16 protein-coding genes are annotated in these 17,399 nt (G+C 34.8%); 9 read left to right on the top strand and 7 right to left on the bottom strand.

The features are described 5' to 3' along the window. Window positions 1–70 precede the first annotated feature (70 nt). A complete protein-coding gene (gene xerA, locus ACTB0X_RS12100; RefSeq protein WP_463025288.1) occupies window positions 71–1,201 on the bottom strand; it encodes a site-specific tyrosine recombinase/integron integrase in 1,131 nt (376 codons plus the stop codon). Between the two features lie 89 nt (window positions 1,202–1,290). On the opposite strand from xerA, the gene ACTB0X_RS12095 reads away from it, so the two are divergent. Next, a complete protein-coding gene (locus ACTB0X_RS12095; RefSeq protein WP_463025287.1) occupies window positions 1,291–1,671 on the top strand; it encodes a hypothetical protein in 381 nt (126 codons plus the stop codon). A gap of 6 nt (window positions 1,672–1,677) precedes the next feature. On the opposite strand, the gene ACTB0X_RS12090 is transcribed toward ACTB0X_RS12095, so the two are convergent. Beyond that, window positions 1,678–2,172, bottom strand: a complete 495-nt coding sequence (locus ACTB0X_RS12090) for a metallophosphoesterase family protein (RefSeq protein WP_463025286.1) — start codon at window positions 2,170–2,172, stop codon at window positions 1,678–1,680. 202 nt (window positions 2,173–2,374) lie between these two features. Here ACTB0X_RS12090 and aroB point away from each other — a divergent pair, with 202 nt between their 5' ends. The 4 genes from aroB (at window position 2,375) to ACTB0X_RS12070 (ending at window position 6,981) form a co-directional block, all read left to right on the top strand. Next, complete coding sequence (aroB, locus tag ACTB0X_RS12085) at window positions 2,375–3,451, top strand: 3-dehydroquinate synthase (RefSeq protein WP_463025285.1); 1,077 nt, start codon at window positions 2,375–2,377, stop codon at window positions 3,449–3,451. After that, entirely contained in the window at window positions 3,448–4,689 is a 1,242-nt protein-coding gene (locus ACTB0X_RS12080) for a 3-phosphoshikimate 1-carboxyvinyltransferase (protein WP_463025284.1), read from the top strand. The genes aroB and ACTB0X_RS12080 overlap by 4 nt, the downstream gene beginning before the upstream one ends. Before the next feature lie 565 nt (window positions 4,690–5,254). Next, window positions 5,255–5,911 (top strand): hypothetical protein, encoded by a 657-nt coding sequence (locus ACTB0X_RS12075; protein WP_463025283.1) that lies wholly within the window; start codon window positions 5,255–5,257, stop codon window positions 5,909–5,911. Window positions 5,912–6,387: 476 nt separating this feature from the next. Further along, window positions 6,388–6,981 (top strand): porin family protein, encoded by a 594-nt coding sequence (locus ACTB0X_RS12070; protein ID WP_463025282.1) that lies wholly within the window; start codon window positions 6,388–6,390, stop codon window positions 6,979–6,981. 352 nt (window positions 6,982–7,333) lie between these two features. Here the strand turns inward: ACTB0X_RS12070 and mqnE are convergent, their stop codons facing one another. From mqnE to ACTB0X_RS12045, 5 genes are all read right to left on the bottom strand, one after another. Then, on the bottom strand, window positions 7,334–8,503 hold the full coding sequence (mqnE, locus tag ACTB0X_RS12065; protein ID WP_463025281.1) for an aminofutalosine synthase MqnE: 1,170 nt from the start codon (window positions 8,501–8,503) through the stop codon (window positions 7,334–7,336). A gap of 50 nt (window positions 8,504–8,553) precedes the next feature. Next, window positions 8,554–9,768 carry a M43 family zinc metalloprotease gene (locus ACTB0X_RS12060; RefSeq protein WP_463025280.1) on the bottom strand — a complete coding sequence of 405 codons (1,215 nt, stop codon included), beginning with the start codon at window positions 9,766–9,768 and terminating at the stop codon, window positions 8,554–8,556. Window positions 9,769–9,902: 134 nt separating this feature from the next. Further along, entirely contained in the window at window positions 9,903–12,698 is a 2,796-nt protein-coding gene (locus tag ACTB0X_RS12055) for a PD-(D/E)XK nuclease family protein (protein ID WP_463025279.1), read from the bottom strand. Between the two features lie 9 nt (window positions 12,699–12,707). Continuing rightward, window positions 12,708–13,409, bottom strand: a complete 702-nt coding sequence (locus ACTB0X_RS12050) for a response regulator transcription factor (RefSeq protein ID WP_463025278.1) — start codon at window positions 13,407–13,409, stop codon at window positions 12,708–12,710. Window positions 13,410–13,422: 13 nt separating this feature from the next. Then, on the bottom strand, window positions 13,423–14,697 hold the full coding sequence (locus ACTB0X_RS12045) for a sensor histidine kinase (protein ID WP_463025277.1): 1,275 nt from the start codon (window positions 14,695–14,697) through the stop codon (window positions 13,423–13,425). 62 nt (window positions 14,698–14,759) lie between these two features. Between ACTB0X_RS12045 and ACTB0X_RS12040 the strand changes: the two genes are divergently transcribed. From ACTB0X_RS12040 to ACTB0X_RS12025, 4 genes are all read left to right on the top strand, one after another. After that, on the top strand, window positions 14,760–14,990 hold the full coding sequence (locus ACTB0X_RS12040; protein WP_463025276.1) for a hypothetical protein: 231 nt from the start codon (window positions 14,760–14,762) through the stop codon (window positions 14,988–14,990). 50 nt (window positions 14,991–15,040) lie between these two features. Then, a complete protein-coding gene (gene porQ, locus ACTB0X_RS12035; RefSeq protein WP_463025275.1) occupies window positions 15,041–16,081 on the top strand; it encodes a type IX secretion system protein PorQ in 1,041 nt (346 codons plus the stop codon). 14 nt (window positions 16,082–16,095) lie between these two features. Continuing rightward, the gene (gene cmk, locus ACTB0X_RS12030) at window positions 16,096–16,782 is read left to right on the top strand and encodes a (d)CMP kinase (protein WP_463025274.1); all 687 of its coding nucleotides are present in this window, start codon (window positions 16,096–16,098) and stop codon (window positions 16,780–16,782) included. A 73-nt stretch (window positions 16,783–16,855) separates the two neighbouring features. After that, entirely contained in the window at window positions 16,856–17,365 is a 510-nt protein-coding gene (locus ACTB0X_RS12025) for a hypothetical protein (protein WP_463025273.1), read from the top strand. The last annotated feature ends 34 nt before the right edge of the window (window positions 17,366–17,399 follow it).

Here is a 17,399-nt window from a genome sequence, read left to right as displayed (position 1 = left end):
AAGGCGTTAATTTTCTCTTCGGTGTTGTCCTTTGAGAAAAACCAAGTCTTGTTAGGTCTTCTTAAAATTTCTATGTATTGCCAAATTTCCATTTCTTATTGTATCGTCTTTCAGGCTTGCTTGTAACATGAGTATAAATTTCTGTTGTCTTTAAACTATTGTGCCCTAATAAATGCTGAATCTTTCTAAGATCTATTCCATCTTCTAATAGATGAGTGGCAAAACTATGTCTAAGCATATGTGGCGTAACTGTTAGTCGGCATCCTGCGCGCTTTGCCGCTGCTTTAACTACTTTTAAAACACTTTCAGCCGAATATTTACCTCCTTTTTGGCCTTCAAACAAATAGTCTTTCGGTCTATATTCTTTATAGTATTTCCTTAATAGTTGGAGTAAGTGGTCACTTAAGGTAGAGATTCTATCTTTGCCTCCTTTTCCATTTTTAACCCGAACCGTCATTCGGTTACTGTCAATATCTTCAATTTTTAAGTTGAGTAATTCCGACCTCCGAAGTCCTGCTGAATAAATCATGGCAATAAAACACTTGTGTTTTAAATTAGCTGTTTTCTCTATCATTGCCAGAACTTTAACTTTACTCAAAACTTTGGGTAATTGCTCCTTTTTTATGGGTCGTTCTAATTCATAAAAACGGTTCGGCATTTGAAGAACCACCTCATAATAAAATTTGATAGCATTAATCATTTGATTGATAAACGAATCTGACTTGCCATTGATTATTAAGTGTTTCATGAATTTTTTAATCTCAATTTCACCTAGTTCATTCACATTTCTACCTTCATAAAATACTTGGAATTGTCCAAACATTGAGCAATAGGTATTGACCGTATTTTCAGCATATCGTTTTAGAATTAACTTATTTAGGTAATCTTCAGGAACTTTTGTTTTCCATTGCTCAACTTTACTTACTGTAATAGCTTCATTCGTTGGGTGTAAAGATTTCTTATCAAAAAAGAACTTGCCGTCAATCCACGCTACACCTCTAAATGTGTTGAATATTAAGTTTATAGTTGTTTTGTTGTTCGGTAAATAAACCATATTGAATTGATTACTCCATTTCACATTAGGCAATCCCTTCACCAACGTATTCAATACTTTATTGGGGTAAAATTGTAAACCAATTTGCTTTTCATTGCTGATAAACAAGTGTTTTAAAGTGATTTTATATAGAACAGGAGTATTCATTTGACATAATTCGTACTAATTGGAACAATTACCAGTCTAATAGTCGCTTAATAGGCGACTATTAAGCGACTATTTTTTATCTTTAACCAATGGAGTCCATTCAATCATGTCCCATTTGTAACAACCCAATAGTAGGGAGAACCGATAAAAGGTATTGCTCATTAGAATGCAAACGAGCTTCAGAATATGAAAAAAGGAAAGTAGAAGAAAAGCTGTTTATCTCCGTAGATCGTCAATTAAAGACCAATCGAAAAATCCTTAAAAAATACAATCGAGTAGGTAAAACCACATTGAGAAGAGAAGAATTAATCAAAGAAGGATTTGATCCAAATTACTTTACTCATTATTGGAAAAATTCAAAAGGAGACGTTTACCTGTTTGTATACGATTATGGATTTCTGGCCTTAAAAGAAAATCAAAAAGACAAATACCTCATTGTTCAATGGCAAGAATACATGAATAAAAAATAAAAAAGTCTACTTCGGCCCCAATTCAATCACTTGTAAATCCTTAATCACATCTTTAGAAATCGTAAATTTTACTAAGGTTTGTACTTTGTGAAAACCATGTTTTCCGGCAGCACCTGGATTGATGTGCAATAGGTTTAATTTTTTGTCATTCATCACTTTTAGGATGTGAGAATGTCCGCTGATGAATAATTTTGGCGGGTTGTTTTGGATCTCTTTTCTGATCGATTGGTCGTATCGTTCTGGATAACCTCCAATGTGAGTAATCCAAACGTCCACACCTTCACAGAAAAATCGCTGGTGCAAATGGTGGTCTCTTCGAATATCAAATCCATCGATGTTTCCAAAGACCGCTCTCACTGGTTTAAATTCCTTTAACTCTTCTATCAATTCCAATGTGCCAATGTCTCCAGCATGCCAAATTTCATCACAATCTTCAAAATGTTCGTAGACAGCAGGGGGTAAATAGCCGTGAGTATCTGATAGTAAACCAATCTTTTTCATCACTACTAAATTATTATTAAAAAGCGAGCTTAAAAAATCAAATTGGGGATACTGAACTATATGGGCTCTTTTTTTTCTTAGTTATCTTTCATGCAATGGATTTGCAATAGGTTACCTCAAGGTTAAATCAGGTTTATTATTGTTAGGTTTTATCTCTTTGTTGTGCGATATATTCGCATTAATTTGTTCATTTTTGTGAGCTATGCGCACCATTGTCACCACTTCTAGTACTAACGTCTATATCGGGAAATCGGCTATCTTGACGGACTTAGCTCTTTTTCTAACTGAGTATTATTCCAATGCAGTTATTTATGTTTTGGTGGATTCGAACACCCTGACGCATTGTTTTCCGATTTTAGCAGAAGCTATTCCACAGCTGCAAGAAGTAGAATTAATAGAGGTAGAGCCTGGCGAAGAAAGCAAAGAGCTGGAGATTTGCGAACACATTTGGCAAACTTTGAGCGAGCAACAAGCCGATCGAAATGCACTTCTTATAAATTTAGGCGGCGGCATGATTACCGATTTAGGTGGATTTGTGGCTTCCATTTATAAACGTGGAATCGATTTTATTAATATTCCTACGTCATTATTGGCGCAAGTAGATGCAAGTGTGGGAAACAAAAACGGCATTGACTTTTTAGGATTCAAAAATCAGTTGGGAACCTTTACAGCGCCAAAGGGTGTTTTTGTGTGCATCGATTTTTTAAGAACGCTAGAAAAAAGACAATTGGTTTCAGGAATGGCAGAAGTGTTTAAACACGGTTTAATTGCCGACGCCCACTACTTTCATTCGGTGATTGATCAGCTAAAGAACATCGACTTTGAAGAAGTGGTGCATAAAAGCATCGCCATCAAAAACCAAATCGTGACCAACGATCCTTTAGAGAAAGGGGAGCGGAAGAAGCTAAATTTCGGACATACTGCAGGGCATGCCATCGAAAGTCAAGCGCTGAATAGAAAAGTAGACCTTTTGCATGGTGAAGCAATTGCAATAGGAATGTTGATCGAATTTGAAATTTCAATTTTAAAAGGATTGTTGAAAAACGAAGAAAAATCGAAAGTTTATCCTCTTTTTCAATCGTTTTTCCCTCTTTTTCCAATAAAAGAATCAGATATTGAACAAATCATAGCGCTCAGTAAACAGGATAAAAAGAATCGAAACAATGCGTTTCAATTTACCTTACTCACAGCAATTGGAGAGTCAGTAATCAATCAAGAAGTTTCAGAAAAAGAATACCATCAAGCCATATTAAATTATAACAATCAATTATCTCTATGAATTTAAAGATCAGTCATCCTACTAAGTTTTTATTCGGTAAAGTGGAGTTGCCTGCTTCAAAAAGTATCAGTAATCGGTTGTTGATTATTCAGCGATTGTGCGATCAATCTTTTGAAATTTTAAACCTAAGTGAAGCCAATGATACCAAAATATTGAAGCAGATTTTGGGTGAAGATAAAAATGTAGTGGATGCTGAAGATGCTGGAACTACTTTTCGGTTTTTAACGGCTTATTACGCGTTGACTGAAGGGGAGAAAATACTAACAGGAAGCGATCAAATGAAGAAACGCCCGATTGGTGTTTTAGTAGATGCACTCCGAGAGTTGGGAGCAGATATTTCTTATTTGGGTGAACCAGGTTTTCCACCGATTGCGATTCGTGGATCAAAATTAAAAGGCGGGGAAATAACCATTGATGGCAGCATCAGTAGTCAGTATATTTCGGCCTTATTGCTAATTGCACCCCGACTTTCAGTTGGCTTAAGCTTGCACCTAAAAGGCAAAGTAGCTTCAACTCCTTACATCAAAATGACCTTAAAGTTGATGAATAAATTGGGAATTAGTTACCTCTGGAAAGGAAATGTGATCACCATTCCTAGTCAGCCATACAAACCATTAACTGTTATCGTTGAGCCTGATTGGAGCGCTGCGTCTTATTTTTTTAGTTTTGCAGCCATGGCGTCTTCTTCTGAGCTTACTTTGATGGGATTAAACAAAGAGAGCATTCAAGGTGACCGCATAGTAGCTAGCCTTTTTGAACAGTTCGGCGTTAAGGTTTCTTATCTAAAAAAAGGAATAAAGTTGCGTAAGGAAATAGTGGACAATCCATTGATGCAGTTTGATACTGATTTTAATGATTATCCCGATATGGTGCAATCGTTTATTCCCATAGTTGCCACTAGCGGTTTGCCTGCCGTTTTTAGTGGTGTCAAAAGTTTAAGAATCAAAGAAACCAACCGAATAGAAGCGCTTCAAACTGAAATGAAAAAATTTGGCATCGAAATCATTGAATTGGATGAAGATCGAATAGAATTGAAGGAGCAAACATTAACGGAATCGACTGAGCCTATAGAAACTCACAATGATCACCGTATGGCGATGTCATTGGCTTCAATGGCTTTAAAACAAGATTATATCATCATCAACAATGCTGAAGTGGTCAATAAATCTTTTCCTACTTTTTGGGAGAACTTGGATCGGATTGGGTTTAAGGTTGAGAGATTAGATGCCAGAGGTTAGAAGCAAGAAGTGAGAGGCAAGAAGCAAGACTTTTTTTAATGTATCAGTTAAGTAATGGAACAATTTAACAATGATTACTTAACGACAACTTTGTGTTCTTTGTGCCTTTGTGGTAAATTTTTGAATAAATGAATTAGTCAATTAATCAATAAGTTAATCTACTTTATTGAAAAGAAATTAGAGGCAAGACTTTTATTAATGTATCAGTTAAGCAATGGAACAATTTAACATTGATCATTTAGTGACAACTTTGTGTTCTTTGTGCCTTTGTGGTTTAAAAAGATGCTAGAGGTTAGAAGCAAGAAGTTAGAGGCAAGAAGCAAGACTTTTTTTAATGTATCAATTAAGTAATGGAACAATTTAACAATGATTACTTAGCGACAACTTTGTGTTCTCTGTGCCTTTGTGGTTTAAAAAGATGCTAGAGGTTAGAAGCAAGAAAAGAGACTTCTATAGTGTATCAATTAAGTAATGGAACAATTTAACATTGATTGATTTGTGACTACTTTATGGATTGATTATTAAAATAAAAGCAATAGTTTTGGCTTCCATAAAAAACTATAAAATGAAACACGTTTTTCTTTCAATACTCGCATTATGTATCTCATACTGTGCATTAAGTCAAAATGATTCTACTTCTGTAAAGTCAATAAGCAGAGTATCAGGGTTAAGAGCAGGAACACTTTTTGTCGGAGCTTCAGGTAATTTCTCTACTTCAAAGGATTCATATAATAGTAATTATGAATCCAGTTATTCTACTATTAATCTCACTCCCAAAATTGGTGTTTTTGTTGCCAAACAATTTTTAATTGGTACTGATTTTAAATTTCAGCGAAGTAAAAGTATATACCAAGATGCTTTCTTTTCAAACTCCCAAATTATCCCATCAGGAACATCTGAATATAGAAACACCACCCAATTATTTTCAATCTTTACCAGATATTACATTGGACCTTGGAAATTAAAACCTTTTATCGAAGGGAGTATAGGTATTGGAAAAAACATTAACAGTAGTAGTACCGAAAATTATTCTAATGGAATTACAACTGAAAGAGAAACGAAGAGAGATATTAATGAATGGGAATTAACCGGAGGTTTAAGTTATTTCATTACTAAAAATATATCATTAGAAGGAGCCTTAAGTTTTGGAGAAACTAAGGTTGAATATTTTGATAATAGCCGATTTTTTAGAGCTGATTTTGGCTTTTCATTGTTTTTTTAAGATTGATATAGAATTTCTAATTTCGGGTTTTATACTTTGAGAGAATAGCGGAACTTTTGCGGTTTAAGAAGAGATGTTAGAGGAAAGAAGCTAGAAAAGATATTTCAATAGTGTATCAATTAAGTAATGGTATAATTTATCAATGATTACTGAGTGTGACTTTTGTTTTCTTTGAGCCTTTGTGGTTTAAAAAGATGCTAGAGGAAAGAAGCTAGAAAAGATATTTCAATAGTGTATCAATTAAGTAATGGTATAATTTATCAATGATTACTTAGCGACAACTTTGTGTTCCTGCCTGCCGCAGGCATGTCTTTGTGCCTTTGTGGTAAAAAAAGAAATTAGAAGCAAGAAGTTAGACTTCTAAAATGTATCAATTTAGGTAATTGAACAATTTAACATTGATTGATTTGTGACAACCTTATGGATTGGTTATTAAAATAAAAGCAATAGTTTTGACTTCCATAAAAAACTATAAAATGAAACACGTTTTTCTTTCAATACTCGCATTATGTATCTCATACTGTGCATTAAGTCAAAATGATTCTACTTCTATAAAATCAATAAGCAGAGCAACAGGATTAAAAGCAGGTACTATTTTCGTTGGTGCTTCAAGCAACTTCTCGGCATCAAAGGATTCGCCTGATAGTGAATTTGATGAAAGTTATTCTAATATTACATTTTCTCCAAATGTTGGTCTTTTTGTTGCAAAACGATTTTTAATTGGCACAGAATATCAATTCCAGCGAGACAAAAGAAATGTATTGATATTTCAAAATACAAATTATGCAACATCTCGCGAAGTCATTACTAGAGACCAATTGTTTTCCATTTTTGCACGCTATTATATTGGTCCATGGAAAATTAAACCATTCATAGGGATTGCAGGTGGGATTGGAAGCCTTAAAACTAAATCGTTTGGTGTATATGTTCAAAGTGGAGTGATAAATGAAATTGAACAGAAATTTGATATTAAGGAATGGAAGGTAATTGGGGGAGTCAGTTATTTTATTGTCAAAAGAGTATCATTGGATGGATCAATAAGCTTTGGAAGAAGAGAGAGAATTATTTGATAACACAATTTTTGAAAACACAACCTTTGTAAGAGCAAACTTTGGATTTTCATTGTTTTTTTAAGGATTGATTCGAAGAAGGTTTGAATTAGAAAAGAGAAGTTTTTCAATCAGTAATTTATTTCTTTTAGAACTTTGTATCCTTTGTGGTAAAAAGAAGTTAGAGGCTAGATGCAAGAAGCTAGACTTATTTTAATAAATTAGTTTATCAATGATTGCTTAATGAGATCTTTGTGCTCTCTATTCCTTTGTGGTAAAAAAAGAGAAGCAAGAAATTAGAGCAGTGTCTTTTGAATATAAAAAAAGGTTCATCTAAACGACAAACCTCTTTTTAATTTCTATCTTAAACAACTTAGTATGGCGATACTTCCTTTGTTTCAAACTCGTTCGTATAATCTTTAATAATATTGTAAATACTGTCTCTTTCCAATGGCGTTCTATGTACCTGTTTGATCAGTTTTACCAACTGTTCAGTGGTCATCGCTGGGTTTTGCTCTTCAGCGCCAGCCATGGAATAGATTTTCGTTGTATCGTCAATAGTCCCATCAATATCGTTTACCCCGTATGACAATGAAATCTGAGCGGTATCTCTACCTATCATTGGCCAATAAGCTTTCAAGTGGGGGAAATTATCCATGTAAATTCTAGCAATGGCATAGTTTCTTAAATCTTCAATAACAGACACCTCTGACACGTGGCTCATCTGGTTGTTTCCATTTCTGTATTTCAATGGAATAAAGGTGTTAAAACCGCCTGTTTTGTCCTGTAACTCTCTCAATCGGTTCATGTGGTCAACACGATCTTCAAAGCTTTCTACGTGACCATAAAGCATGGTTGCATTGGAAGGCATTCCGATTTCATGAGCCGTTTGGTGAATTTCTAACCATTCGGCTGAAGTACATTTGTCTTTGCAGATTTCTTCTCGAATGGCTTCTGCAAAAATCTCGGCACCACCGCCAGGTAAAGAATTCTGTCCGTGATCTTTTAAGATTTGTAACCCTTCTCTGTAACTCACTTTCGCTTTTCTGCACATGTATTCTAGCTCTACTGCTGTAAATGCTTTTACATGAATCTCAGGTCGAATTTCTTTGATTTTTTTAATCAAATTGGCAAAATAGTGCAATCCCATTTTTGGATGAACTCCACCTACAATATGCACTTCTGTAACTGCTGTGCCTTCGTAGCTTTTTACTTTATCCAAGATTTGCTCTTCTGACAATTCCCAAGCATCGTATTCTGTTTTTTCTCTCAAGAGCTTTGAATACGCACAAAACTTACAATCGAATACACAAATATTAGTAGGTTCTACGTGAAAATTCTTGTTGAAATAGGTATTGTTTCCGTGTTTCTTTTCCCGAATGTAATTCGCTAAAGCGCCCACAAAAGCCAATTCTCCTTTTTTGTAAAGGATTACTCCTTCGTCAAATGTGATGCGTTCTCCTGCTACTACTTTGTTGGCTATATTTCTCAAATCTTGGTCTAAATCTGCACTTAGAACAAGGTCAATATTATTTGCGGTCATGTCATTCATAATTTGTCCAAAATTAGGCAATCACCTATAGAAAACGGGTATTAATGAGATACTTTTATGAATTTTTCAGTAAATGAAGCACCACCTGAAGTGATTTTCAAAAAGTACATTCCGTTCTCTAACGCTGCTATATTTAACAACAAATTAGTAGTCGCTTTAGTTGTCCTTTCTTGAACTATTTTTCCATCAAGCGTAAAAATCTCAACTTGGTAATTACTAACTTTCTTAGTAGTCAGATTGATAGATTCCGTCGCATAAGTTGGATAAATCAAGAAATCTGATTTTAGTTCATGTTCACTAATTCCAACCAAACCGCATCCATTTGAATTCAATAGTGAAGTTCTATACAATTGAATGGCTGAAATCATTCTATTCTTCTGCCCCAAGGTAAATGCATTCATGCAGCCGTCGTCTACATAATCCATATAATTCATAAACATATCGCCAGTATTAGAACATGAAGGTGAGGGATGATTTAAACAACCGTAGTTTTCTTGGAATTGGGTAGGTGTATCGTTGACAAAATCGGTGCTTCCGCAGCCACCATTACCGCTCCCCCAAAGGTGCTCCAAATTAAAAAAATGACCAATCTCATGGGTTGCAGTTCTCCCTTTATTGTATGGAGCAATAGCAGTCCCAATAGTTCCAAAATTGGTGTAGTCAATTACTAATCCGTCATATGCAGCTGGAGCTACACCCGGAGGATAGGCAAATCCCAAATACGTGCCGCCTAAATCACATACCCAAATGTTCAAATACAAGTCTCTATCCCAAATGTCCTTTCCCCCTTGAGAGGTGCGGTAATAGGAATTGGTTGCCCCAATTTGGTTTACCGTTGTCGATGTTCTAGTAATTCCATTCGTTGGATTTCCATTTGGATCTATTGTAGCTAAGCAAAACTCAATTTCAGTATCTACTCTGGAAAAATTAGTTGGAGTTCGATTGGCATCTCCATTCAATCGTCTATAATCTTGATTTAAACTATTGATTTGTGAATTGATCTGAGTGGCTGAAATATTTTGATTATTGTTTCGATACAAGACATGGACAACAACTGGAATGGTGATTACTGCTCTCGATTTACTCAAGGAATGCATCGCAATTTCTTTGTTCTGTTGATTTCTTAACTCAATTAAACCTGGGTTTTCGTCAATTTGCTCTGCCAATTTTTGGTCTGCACCACATCTTTGTGTTTGCGCTATGGAGCTTAATGACAGAAAAATAGAAGCAGTTAATAGAATGAATTTAGTCTTCATGTAATATTATTTTTGTTTCAAGCAACTTTTTGATATATTTTTTCGTCTTATGTAGACTAAATAAATAGTTTATACTTAGTTAGTATTTAGAATTCCCATATTAGAAGCCCTCAGATTCCCACTGAGGGCTTTTTTTATTCACCGCAAAATTTACAATATTTTGCATCACTTTTATGCTCAAAATGTTCAACCGTTAACATTTCTTCAAATATAAGCTTTATCTTATTTTCAAAGTCAGAAATTAGATCATCGGAATGAAATTTAGAACCATACTTTACTGGAAATAATCCCTGTTTTATTTTCCGCATTGAGATGATCCCTGATTCAGGAAAACTCTTGCTATTATTTTGTTGTTGATACAAATAAGCGTAGAACAACAATTGAAAAGCTTGCGCATGTTTGCTAAAGTCTATTTCATCAAATGGTTTATTTAGATTCAGTGCTTTATCGTCTACGATTCCCGTCTTGTAATCAATCACTCTAATGTTTGAATTCCAGTCGTCTATGCGGTCTACTTTGCCTTTTAGTTGAGTCGTTATTTGATTTCCATTGTATTCAAAAGGAAACGCTACTTTAAAACTTTGTTCCAATCCTAAAATGCGAAGTTTATTGTTTTTTAAGGATATCTTTTCTTGCTCAAAGAACAACCGAATGTAATCCTGAGCGACATTATAAATTAAGTGGTTTTTACCGTATTGAATGGTTTGCTCGCTGTAATTTTTTATAAATAGTTCAGTACATTTCTTCTGAGCTATTTCTGCTAACCCATCAATCATTTCTGGCACAATGTTTTGATTCACCGTTTCTTTAAATGCTTCTTCTAATGATTCGTGCAGCATATCACCAAAAGAATTTGGAGCAATACTCTCTTCTAATTCTTCTGGTTCACGAAGTTTTAAAATGTATTTGTAATAGAAGTCTAATGGGCAATTCAAATAGGTATTCATCGCCGATGGAGAAACACCATGCTTCAAGTAATCTATAATTTGCTGCTTTATTTCGGCTGTCTTTTTTATCTTAATGTCTGAAGGTTCGTATTCTTTCAGGTTGGTTTGAACCAATTTTTGCTCTATTTCAATGGATGGATTATAAGCGTTTAACTCATGAACGATTTGATTGATGAAACGGCTCGGTTCACCACCACCTAATGGGTCAGGGGTGGAGTTGTAAAGCAAGGATACTGTTTCTGCTCGTTGAATTAATCGGTAAAAGTGGTACGCATAAATGGCGTCTTTTTCTTTGTGCGTAGGTAGTCCAAATTGGGTCTTTATATCAAATGGAAGAAAAGAGTTCACCGTTTTTCCTGAAGGCAAAATCCCCTCATTGACCGACAATAAAATCAAATTTTTAAAGTCAATTGTTCGTGTTTCCAATACCCCCAACAATTGCAATCCCATCAAAGGCTCCCCGTAAAATGGAATGGTTGATTGCTTACACAATTGCTTAAAAATAGAGGAGAAGGTATTTATTTCAGAAATGCTGTTGTAGTTGACTTGTAAATCAGAGATTTGATTGAATATTTTAGCAAAGTGAAACAAGTATTCCAATTGTAAATTATTCTTTTCCTTATTTCCTTCATCTACAAATCTTTCTTTTGCTTTTTCAATCAACTGCAAGAGTTTTTTTAGCAAAGCACCAATAGTCAACTGATCTGCTTTTAAAATGCAGATGTCTTTCAACAAGGGGAGGTATTCAATGATTTTCTCTTCATTGAGATACACCACATTGTTCAATCGAATTGCTTTTTTGCTCTCACTTACGATTGCAGAATCTGCTTGATTAGTGATGGATTGCATGAAAGGATGGTCCAAAATATTGAATACATCTTTGTAAAAAAATGAATACTCTTTTCGTTGTTCATTTTGCAATTCAACTTTTGCATGAATGTGAATGAATCGCTCAAAAAAAGTATAAATTGGACTGTTGTTGATGGGATAACCCATTGTAATATTCACTGCATTTACAGCATCTGGCAACGACTGAAGTACTGGAATTAATAGATTTTCATCGCACAATACCACTGCAGTATCTTTGTAGTTATTCGGGTGATTCATTTCCTGCAACAATTGACCTGCAAGTTTTGCTTGGCCTACATTTTTAGGAACCGAATAGATGTCTATTTTTTTGGGTGCTTTAAAATGATTGCCAATCCATTTAAACCCATCACTGAAAAGTGTTTTCTTCTTTAATTGCCTTAAAAATAAGCCGGCCTCATTGAGTTCATCATTCAAGTAATATTCATCAGCATCAAATAGCATGGTCGCTTTTTTCGCCATCAATAGCTTTTCTATGATTTTTTGTTCAGCTGCTGTTAACGCATTAAATCCACAGAAATAAAGGTGGTTATAAGGCAGATTCGATACTTTCTCGGTCGTTAAATTTTCAGCTGCAATTCGGTAAGACAATCCTGAATAAGCTTGTTTTTTATCACTTAAATGTTTTCTGAAAGCAGTGTACAACGTTTGCATCTGCTTCCAGAATTGCAAATATTGATGTTGTACTTCGCTGATTTCTTGTGCTTCTAAATTCCAAATTTCAATGGCTCGTGCTTCATTCACATAAGAGAAAATAGCAGTTGGGTCAATCAGGTAACGATCTATTTCGTTGAAATCTTGCAATAAAATCTGTCCCCATTGAATGAATTGATCAAAGCTGTCTTGTTCTTCTTTTGGTACAATGGATTGGTAAACAGAAAATAATTCGAACTGTAGACTTAAACTGTCCAATACATTAACATCGGACAATTCTTCTAAAAATTCTTCAGCACTTATGATTTGAGGACTCCAAATGGGGTTCTCGATGAGTTTGCCAAAATGCTTTTTTAAGAAAAGTGCTGCTCTTCTGTTTGGAAGAATTATCACAGAATCAGCGATCTGCTCTTTTTGCTCTTTTAAAACGTATTCAGTAGTTTGGTATAGAAAGTCTTGCATGCAGTAAAACTACTCAATCGCCAGTTTAAAACCAACGCCGTGGATGTTGATAATTTGAATCCGTTCATCGTCTCTTAAGTACTTTCTAATCTTAGAAATAAATACATCCATACTTCGGCCACTGAAGTAATCGTTTACTCCCCAAATCTGCTCTAAGGCTTCATCACGGTTCATAATGTCGTTCATGTTTTCACACAACATTTTTAGAAGGTCCGTTTCTTTTTTGGTGAGCTTTGTTCGTTTTCCTTCTAATTCTAAATATTGATTTATGATATTGAAATGGTAACTCCCTATTTCATATTCTTTAGGTCCTTCATCTATCTTTTTGCGCTGCAGTTTGGTTCTACTCAATGTATTTTTGATCCTTAAAATTAATTCATCAAAATCAAAAGGTTTGGTGATATAATCATCAGCTCCTAGTTTTAAGCCTTTAATTCGATCTTCTTTCATGGATCGAGCGGTCACAAACAAAATAGGAATCAAAGGGTCTTTTTCCTTGATGATTTTACCAACTGTAAATCCATCAATTTTTGGAAGCATAACATCCAATAAGCAAATGTCAACTTGTTCTGTTTGAATCGTCTTTATGGCTTGCTCGCCATCCACACACAACTTGACATAAAAGCCCACTTCCTCCAATTTGTCTTTCGTAACAAATCCAAGGTTGGCGTCGTCTTCCAACAATAATATAGATGCGTTGTATTGTTTCATTTTTGGTTCCTCTTTATGGTTTAAAGGGAAGAAAGATGGTGAAAATGGATCCATTTGGAATATTGTTTTTTAGTTTAATCCAGCCTTTGTGCAGGTGAATCATGGTTTTAGAATAGTTCAATCCCAGACCGTAGCCTTTCACATCGTGTAAGTCTCCTTTGGTTACTCTATAAAATTTATCAAAGATCTGTTTTTTGTCTTTATCAGAAATTCCAATTCCTTGATCTCTAATTTCTAAATAAATACCCTTTTTGTCTGAATGGCTTACGAGTTCTATTTCGGGATTTATGGGTGAATATTTAATGGCATTGTCCAACATATTGAACAGTACATTTCCGATATGGAAAGGATCTCCTATAAAAATGGATGGATTGGCATCAAACTGAGTGGTCATTGACCCGTTTTTGTCCTTTAAAATCAGATCAAAACTCCGAATAGTGTGTAAACACAATTCGTGGATGTCAATTTCCTTTTTCTCCAATTCTATGGAGCTATTTTCCAAAGAAGCCATCTGCAACACCTTTTCAACCTGAGTTTTTAATCGGTTGTTTTCTTCCTTTATAATTCGAGCATAGGTGTTTAATCGTTCAGGATTATTAATAATCTCTGGTTTCATCAATACATCAGTACTTAAAGAAATCGTTGAAATAGGCGTCTTTAATTCATGGGTCATGTTGTTGATGAAATCGGTTTTTATCTCATCAATTCGTTTTTGCTTTAAAATCACCCAAATGGTGTAACTAAAAAACACCATCACAATTAGCATAAAAATAGAGGAGTAGATCCAAATGTCAATGGCATCAATAATGTAAGAGCGTTTATCAGGAAAATAAACCCCAAAGTAGTGTGTGCTTTCTTTCCACCGTTCGTTTCTAGAAGCAAAATTAATAAAGGAACGATCGTCGTTTTCTAAAGGTACATTTTTACCAAAAACGATCGAATCGGAGAAACAGTCGTAAATAATGTATTCAAAAGCAGTCTGAATGTTTCTATTCTCAAACTCCTTCGAGATAATATTTTCGAGTAGAAAAGGATGTAAAGTATCGTTGGTGCTGACGATAAAAAAATTAGAGCGAATTTGTTGAATTGGAGCATATAAATCAGATGTATCCTTATTCAATTTTTGAACGGTTCGGGCCACATTGTTTAGGGCCACAAAAACACGCTCGTTGAACTGCTTAGACTCTAAATCGAACGCTTTATTGACCCAAAATAATTGGAAGGAGCCAATTCCTAACAAACTTACGGTCGCAAAAAGAATGACTAAACGAATGGTTTTTTGATTCATATGGGTGTAAATTTAACGTCAATTTAGAAATATAAAATCAACTTAACTTATTATTAACGTTTATGCAGTTTCCTCAATATCGAAAATACAGAAATGGGAAGTCCTATTTTAAAATAGAATCGGTAGACAAGTTTATTGAGGTTCAATTATTAGGCAGTCGGTTTTTGACCTATGAAGTAGAAGCGAAAATTCTACCAGACCGGAATTTAATACAAGATATGTTGGTCGATTTTGAAGCGAATTGGGAGGAAATATCTGCCAATGAATTCGACATCGTGTATAACAAAGTTTAAATTCTAACAATAAAAATTGCACTTTTGCGTAATTAGACAAAATATCCTCTATGAAGCACCTCAGACTGTTGACCTTCTCACTTATTTTGATTTCATCCGGAATAGTTTCTGCCCAAAACGGCGGGACAGATACCTACGAATTTCTAGACCTTACTTATTCTGCGAGAGTAGCATCATTAGGTGGTAGTGGAATTGCAATTAAAGATAATGACCCCAATTTAGCGCTGCAAAATCCTGCTTTGTTAAACAAGGAAATGAATAATCAGTTGACGTTGAACTACACCAACTATTTTACCGATATCAACTATGGGTATACTTCCTTTACAAAGCATTACGATTCAATTGGTACGTTTAATCTTGGGATGCGATATGTGAGTTATGGAACTTTTACTGAAAGAGATGCAGGAGGTAACGAAATGGGTACTTTCAACGCAGGTGAATACGCGATAGTAATGGGTTATGGAAAAGAATTGAATGAATATTTTAGTATTGGAGCCAATTTAAATACCATCATTTCATCCTTGTATGATTACAATTCATTTGGAATGGCAATCGATTTAGGGGGAACTTATTACAAAAAGGAAAGTGGATTTACGGCAAGTTTGGTGCTTAAAAATATGGGTGCACAATTCACCACTTATGAAAAAGACAATAGAGAGGCCATTCCTTTTGAAATTCAAGCCGGAGTTTCAAAAAGATTGAAAAATGTGCCATTGCGATTTTCTTTAATAGCACACAGCTTAGAAACACCTGATTTGACCTACGAAAATCAGATTGTAGCCACTAATTCACTATTAGGAGATACGGAAGAAGAAAAAAATAAAGACGGTTTTTTTGAAAATGCAGCGCGTCACACCATTGTTTCTATGGAATTTATTCCTTCAGAGAATTTTCACATTCGATTTGGATATAACTATCAGCGAAGAAGAGAGTTGTTGGTCGAGGAAAAGACTGGTTTAGTTGGTTTTAGCTTTGGTGTTGGCCTTCGAGTTTCTAAATTTCACATCAGTTACGGACGAGCAGCTTATCACCAAGCTGGAGCAACCAACACATTTTCTGTGGTTACTCGTATCTCAGATTTTTACAATTAGTGTAATTTAGCCGCATGTCTAAAATTGTGATAGCCATTGATGGCTTCTCTTCATGTGGAAAAAGCACCTTAGCTAAGAATTTAGCCAAAAAATTATCTTACGCCTTTATTGATACTGGTGCGATGTATCGGGCAGTAACCTTGTATTTTTTACGAAAAGGGATCACTGATTTTTCTAGTTTGTCAAATGATGAAGTAGTTGGATTATTGAAAGAAATCAACATCGACTTTCGATTCAATGAAGCCAAGCAATTTTCTGATACCTATTTGAACGACGAAAATGTAGAAGAAGAAATTCGAAGTACTGCAGTAAACAATTCTGTAAGTGCCTTGAGTCAAGTAAAAGAAGTGCGATCACAATTGGTTGCACTGCAACAAAAACTAGGAGCTAAGAAAGGAGTAGTGTTAGATGGTCGAGATGTTGGTACTGTTGTTTTTCCACAAGCAGAACTGAAATTATTCATGACTGCTGATCCGGCGGTTAGAGCAAAACGACGATTTGATGAACTTCAAGCCAACGGCATTGAAATCACCTTGGAGGAAGTAAAAACCAATTTGGAACAACGCGATTACAACGATACCCATCGAAAAGAGAATCCATTGGTGAAAGCAGATGACGCTATTGTGCTTGACAATACCAATATAGGTAGAGAAGAGCAGTTGCAAATGGCGTTGGATTTGGCATTGGAGCGGATTGGGTAGGGAATAGAATTATGCATTTTTGAATTAGGTGGATATATTCGCTTTTGTTTTATTTGGGATATACTAATATTGTATGACAAGAGTTTTAGAGATAAATGATCATTCAGGATTAATTGGAATAGTAAATTCCGATTGTTACGATTCTTATTTAAAAGAAGATTGGGAATTAGACGAATTACTTGAACGATTCAAATCTGAAATGAATAATTGCAACTGCTTAGTTTGGGCTACAGGAACTCAAGATTTCTTTACTCTAGAATTTAGAAAAGAAAAATCAAGCAAAGTCTCAAATAGAGAAGTTGTTGCAAATATTAATGTGACAAATGGGAAGGTTTTCGTTACAAATTATGAGGACTTAACAATGGCAGCTCAGTATGAAGACGAAACTATACCTAGTAAATACAATGCTGACAAATATATAGAGCTTGCAAATGGTTCTTACACTTTTTGTATTAGACAAATGTTTGACTCTACGAATTATGATATTGATAACCCACCCAGACCTTTCTACGAGATAGTAATTTCTAAACAGGATCAACCTAAAGAAAATAATATGCAGAATGTAATTTGGTGGCAAGATTAAAATTAAGGTGTTTAACAATTTTAATTATATCGCA

The sequence above is a fragment of the Acidiluteibacter sp. genome (assembly GCF_055129545.1).
The sequence above is the reverse complement of the archived record's forward strand: the minus strand, read 5'-3'. Positions and strand labels throughout refer to the sequence as shown.

Excerpts from the sequence above, each read along its gene's own strand:
- xerA (WP_463025288.1), bottom strand. The coding sequence starts at position 1,201 with ATGAATACTCCTGTTCTATATAAAATCACTTTAAAACACTTGTTTATC.
- ACTB0X_RS12095 (WP_463025287.1), top strand. The coding sequence starts at position 1,291 with ATGGAGTCCATTCAATCATGTCCCATTTGTAACAACCCAATAGTAGGG.
- ACTB0X_RS12090 (WP_463025286.1), bottom strand. The coding sequence starts at position 2,172 with ATGAAAAAGATTGGTTTACTATCAGATACTCACGGCTATTTACCCCCT.
- aroB (WP_463025285.1), top strand. The coding sequence starts at position 2,375 with ATGCGCACCATTGTCACCACTTCTAGTACTAACGTCTATATCGGGAAA.
- ACTB0X_RS12080 (WP_463025284.1), top strand. The coding sequence starts at position 3,448 with ATGAATTTAAAGATCAGTCATCCTACTAAGTTTTTATTCGGTAAAGTG.
- ACTB0X_RS12075 (WP_463025283.1), top strand. The coding sequence starts at position 5,255 with ATGAAACACGTTTTTCTTTCAATACTCGCATTATGTATCTCATACTGT.
- ACTB0X_RS12070 (WP_463025282.1), top strand. The coding sequence starts at position 6,388 with ATGAAACACGTTTTTCTTTCAATACTCGCATTATGTATCTCATACTGT.
- mqnE (WP_463025281.1), bottom strand. The coding sequence starts at position 8,503 with ATGACCGCAAATAATATTGACCTTGTTCTAAGTGCAGATTTAGACCAA.
- ACTB0X_RS12060 (WP_463025280.1), bottom strand. The coding sequence starts at position 9,768 with ATGAAGACTAAATTCATTCTATTAACTGCTTCTATTTTTCTGTCATTA.
- ACTB0X_RS12055 (WP_463025279.1), bottom strand. The coding sequence starts at position 12,698 with ATGCAAGACTTTCTATACCAAACTACTGAATACGTTTTAAAAGAGCAA.
- ACTB0X_RS12050 (WP_463025278.1), bottom strand. The coding sequence starts at position 13,409 with ATGAAACAATACAACGCATCTATATTATTGTTGGAAGACGACGCCAAC.
- ACTB0X_RS12045 (WP_463025277.1), bottom strand. The coding sequence starts at position 14,697 with ATGAATCAAAAAACCATTCGTTTAGTCATTCTTTTTGCGACCGTAAGT.
- ACTB0X_RS12040 (WP_463025276.1), top strand. The coding sequence starts at position 14,760 with ATGCAGTTTCCTCAATATCGAAAATACAGAAATGGGAAGTCCTATTTT.
- porQ (WP_463025275.1), top strand. The coding sequence starts at position 15,041 with ATGAAGCACCTCAGACTGTTGACCTTCTCACTTATTTTGATTTCATCC.
- cmk (WP_463025274.1), top strand. The coding sequence starts at position 16,096 with ATGTCTAAAATTGTGATAGCCATTGATGGCTTCTCTTCATGTGGAAAA.
- ACTB0X_RS12025 (WP_463025273.1), top strand. The coding sequence starts at position 16,856 with ATGACAAGAGTTTTAGAGATAAATGATCATTCAGGATTAATTGGAATA.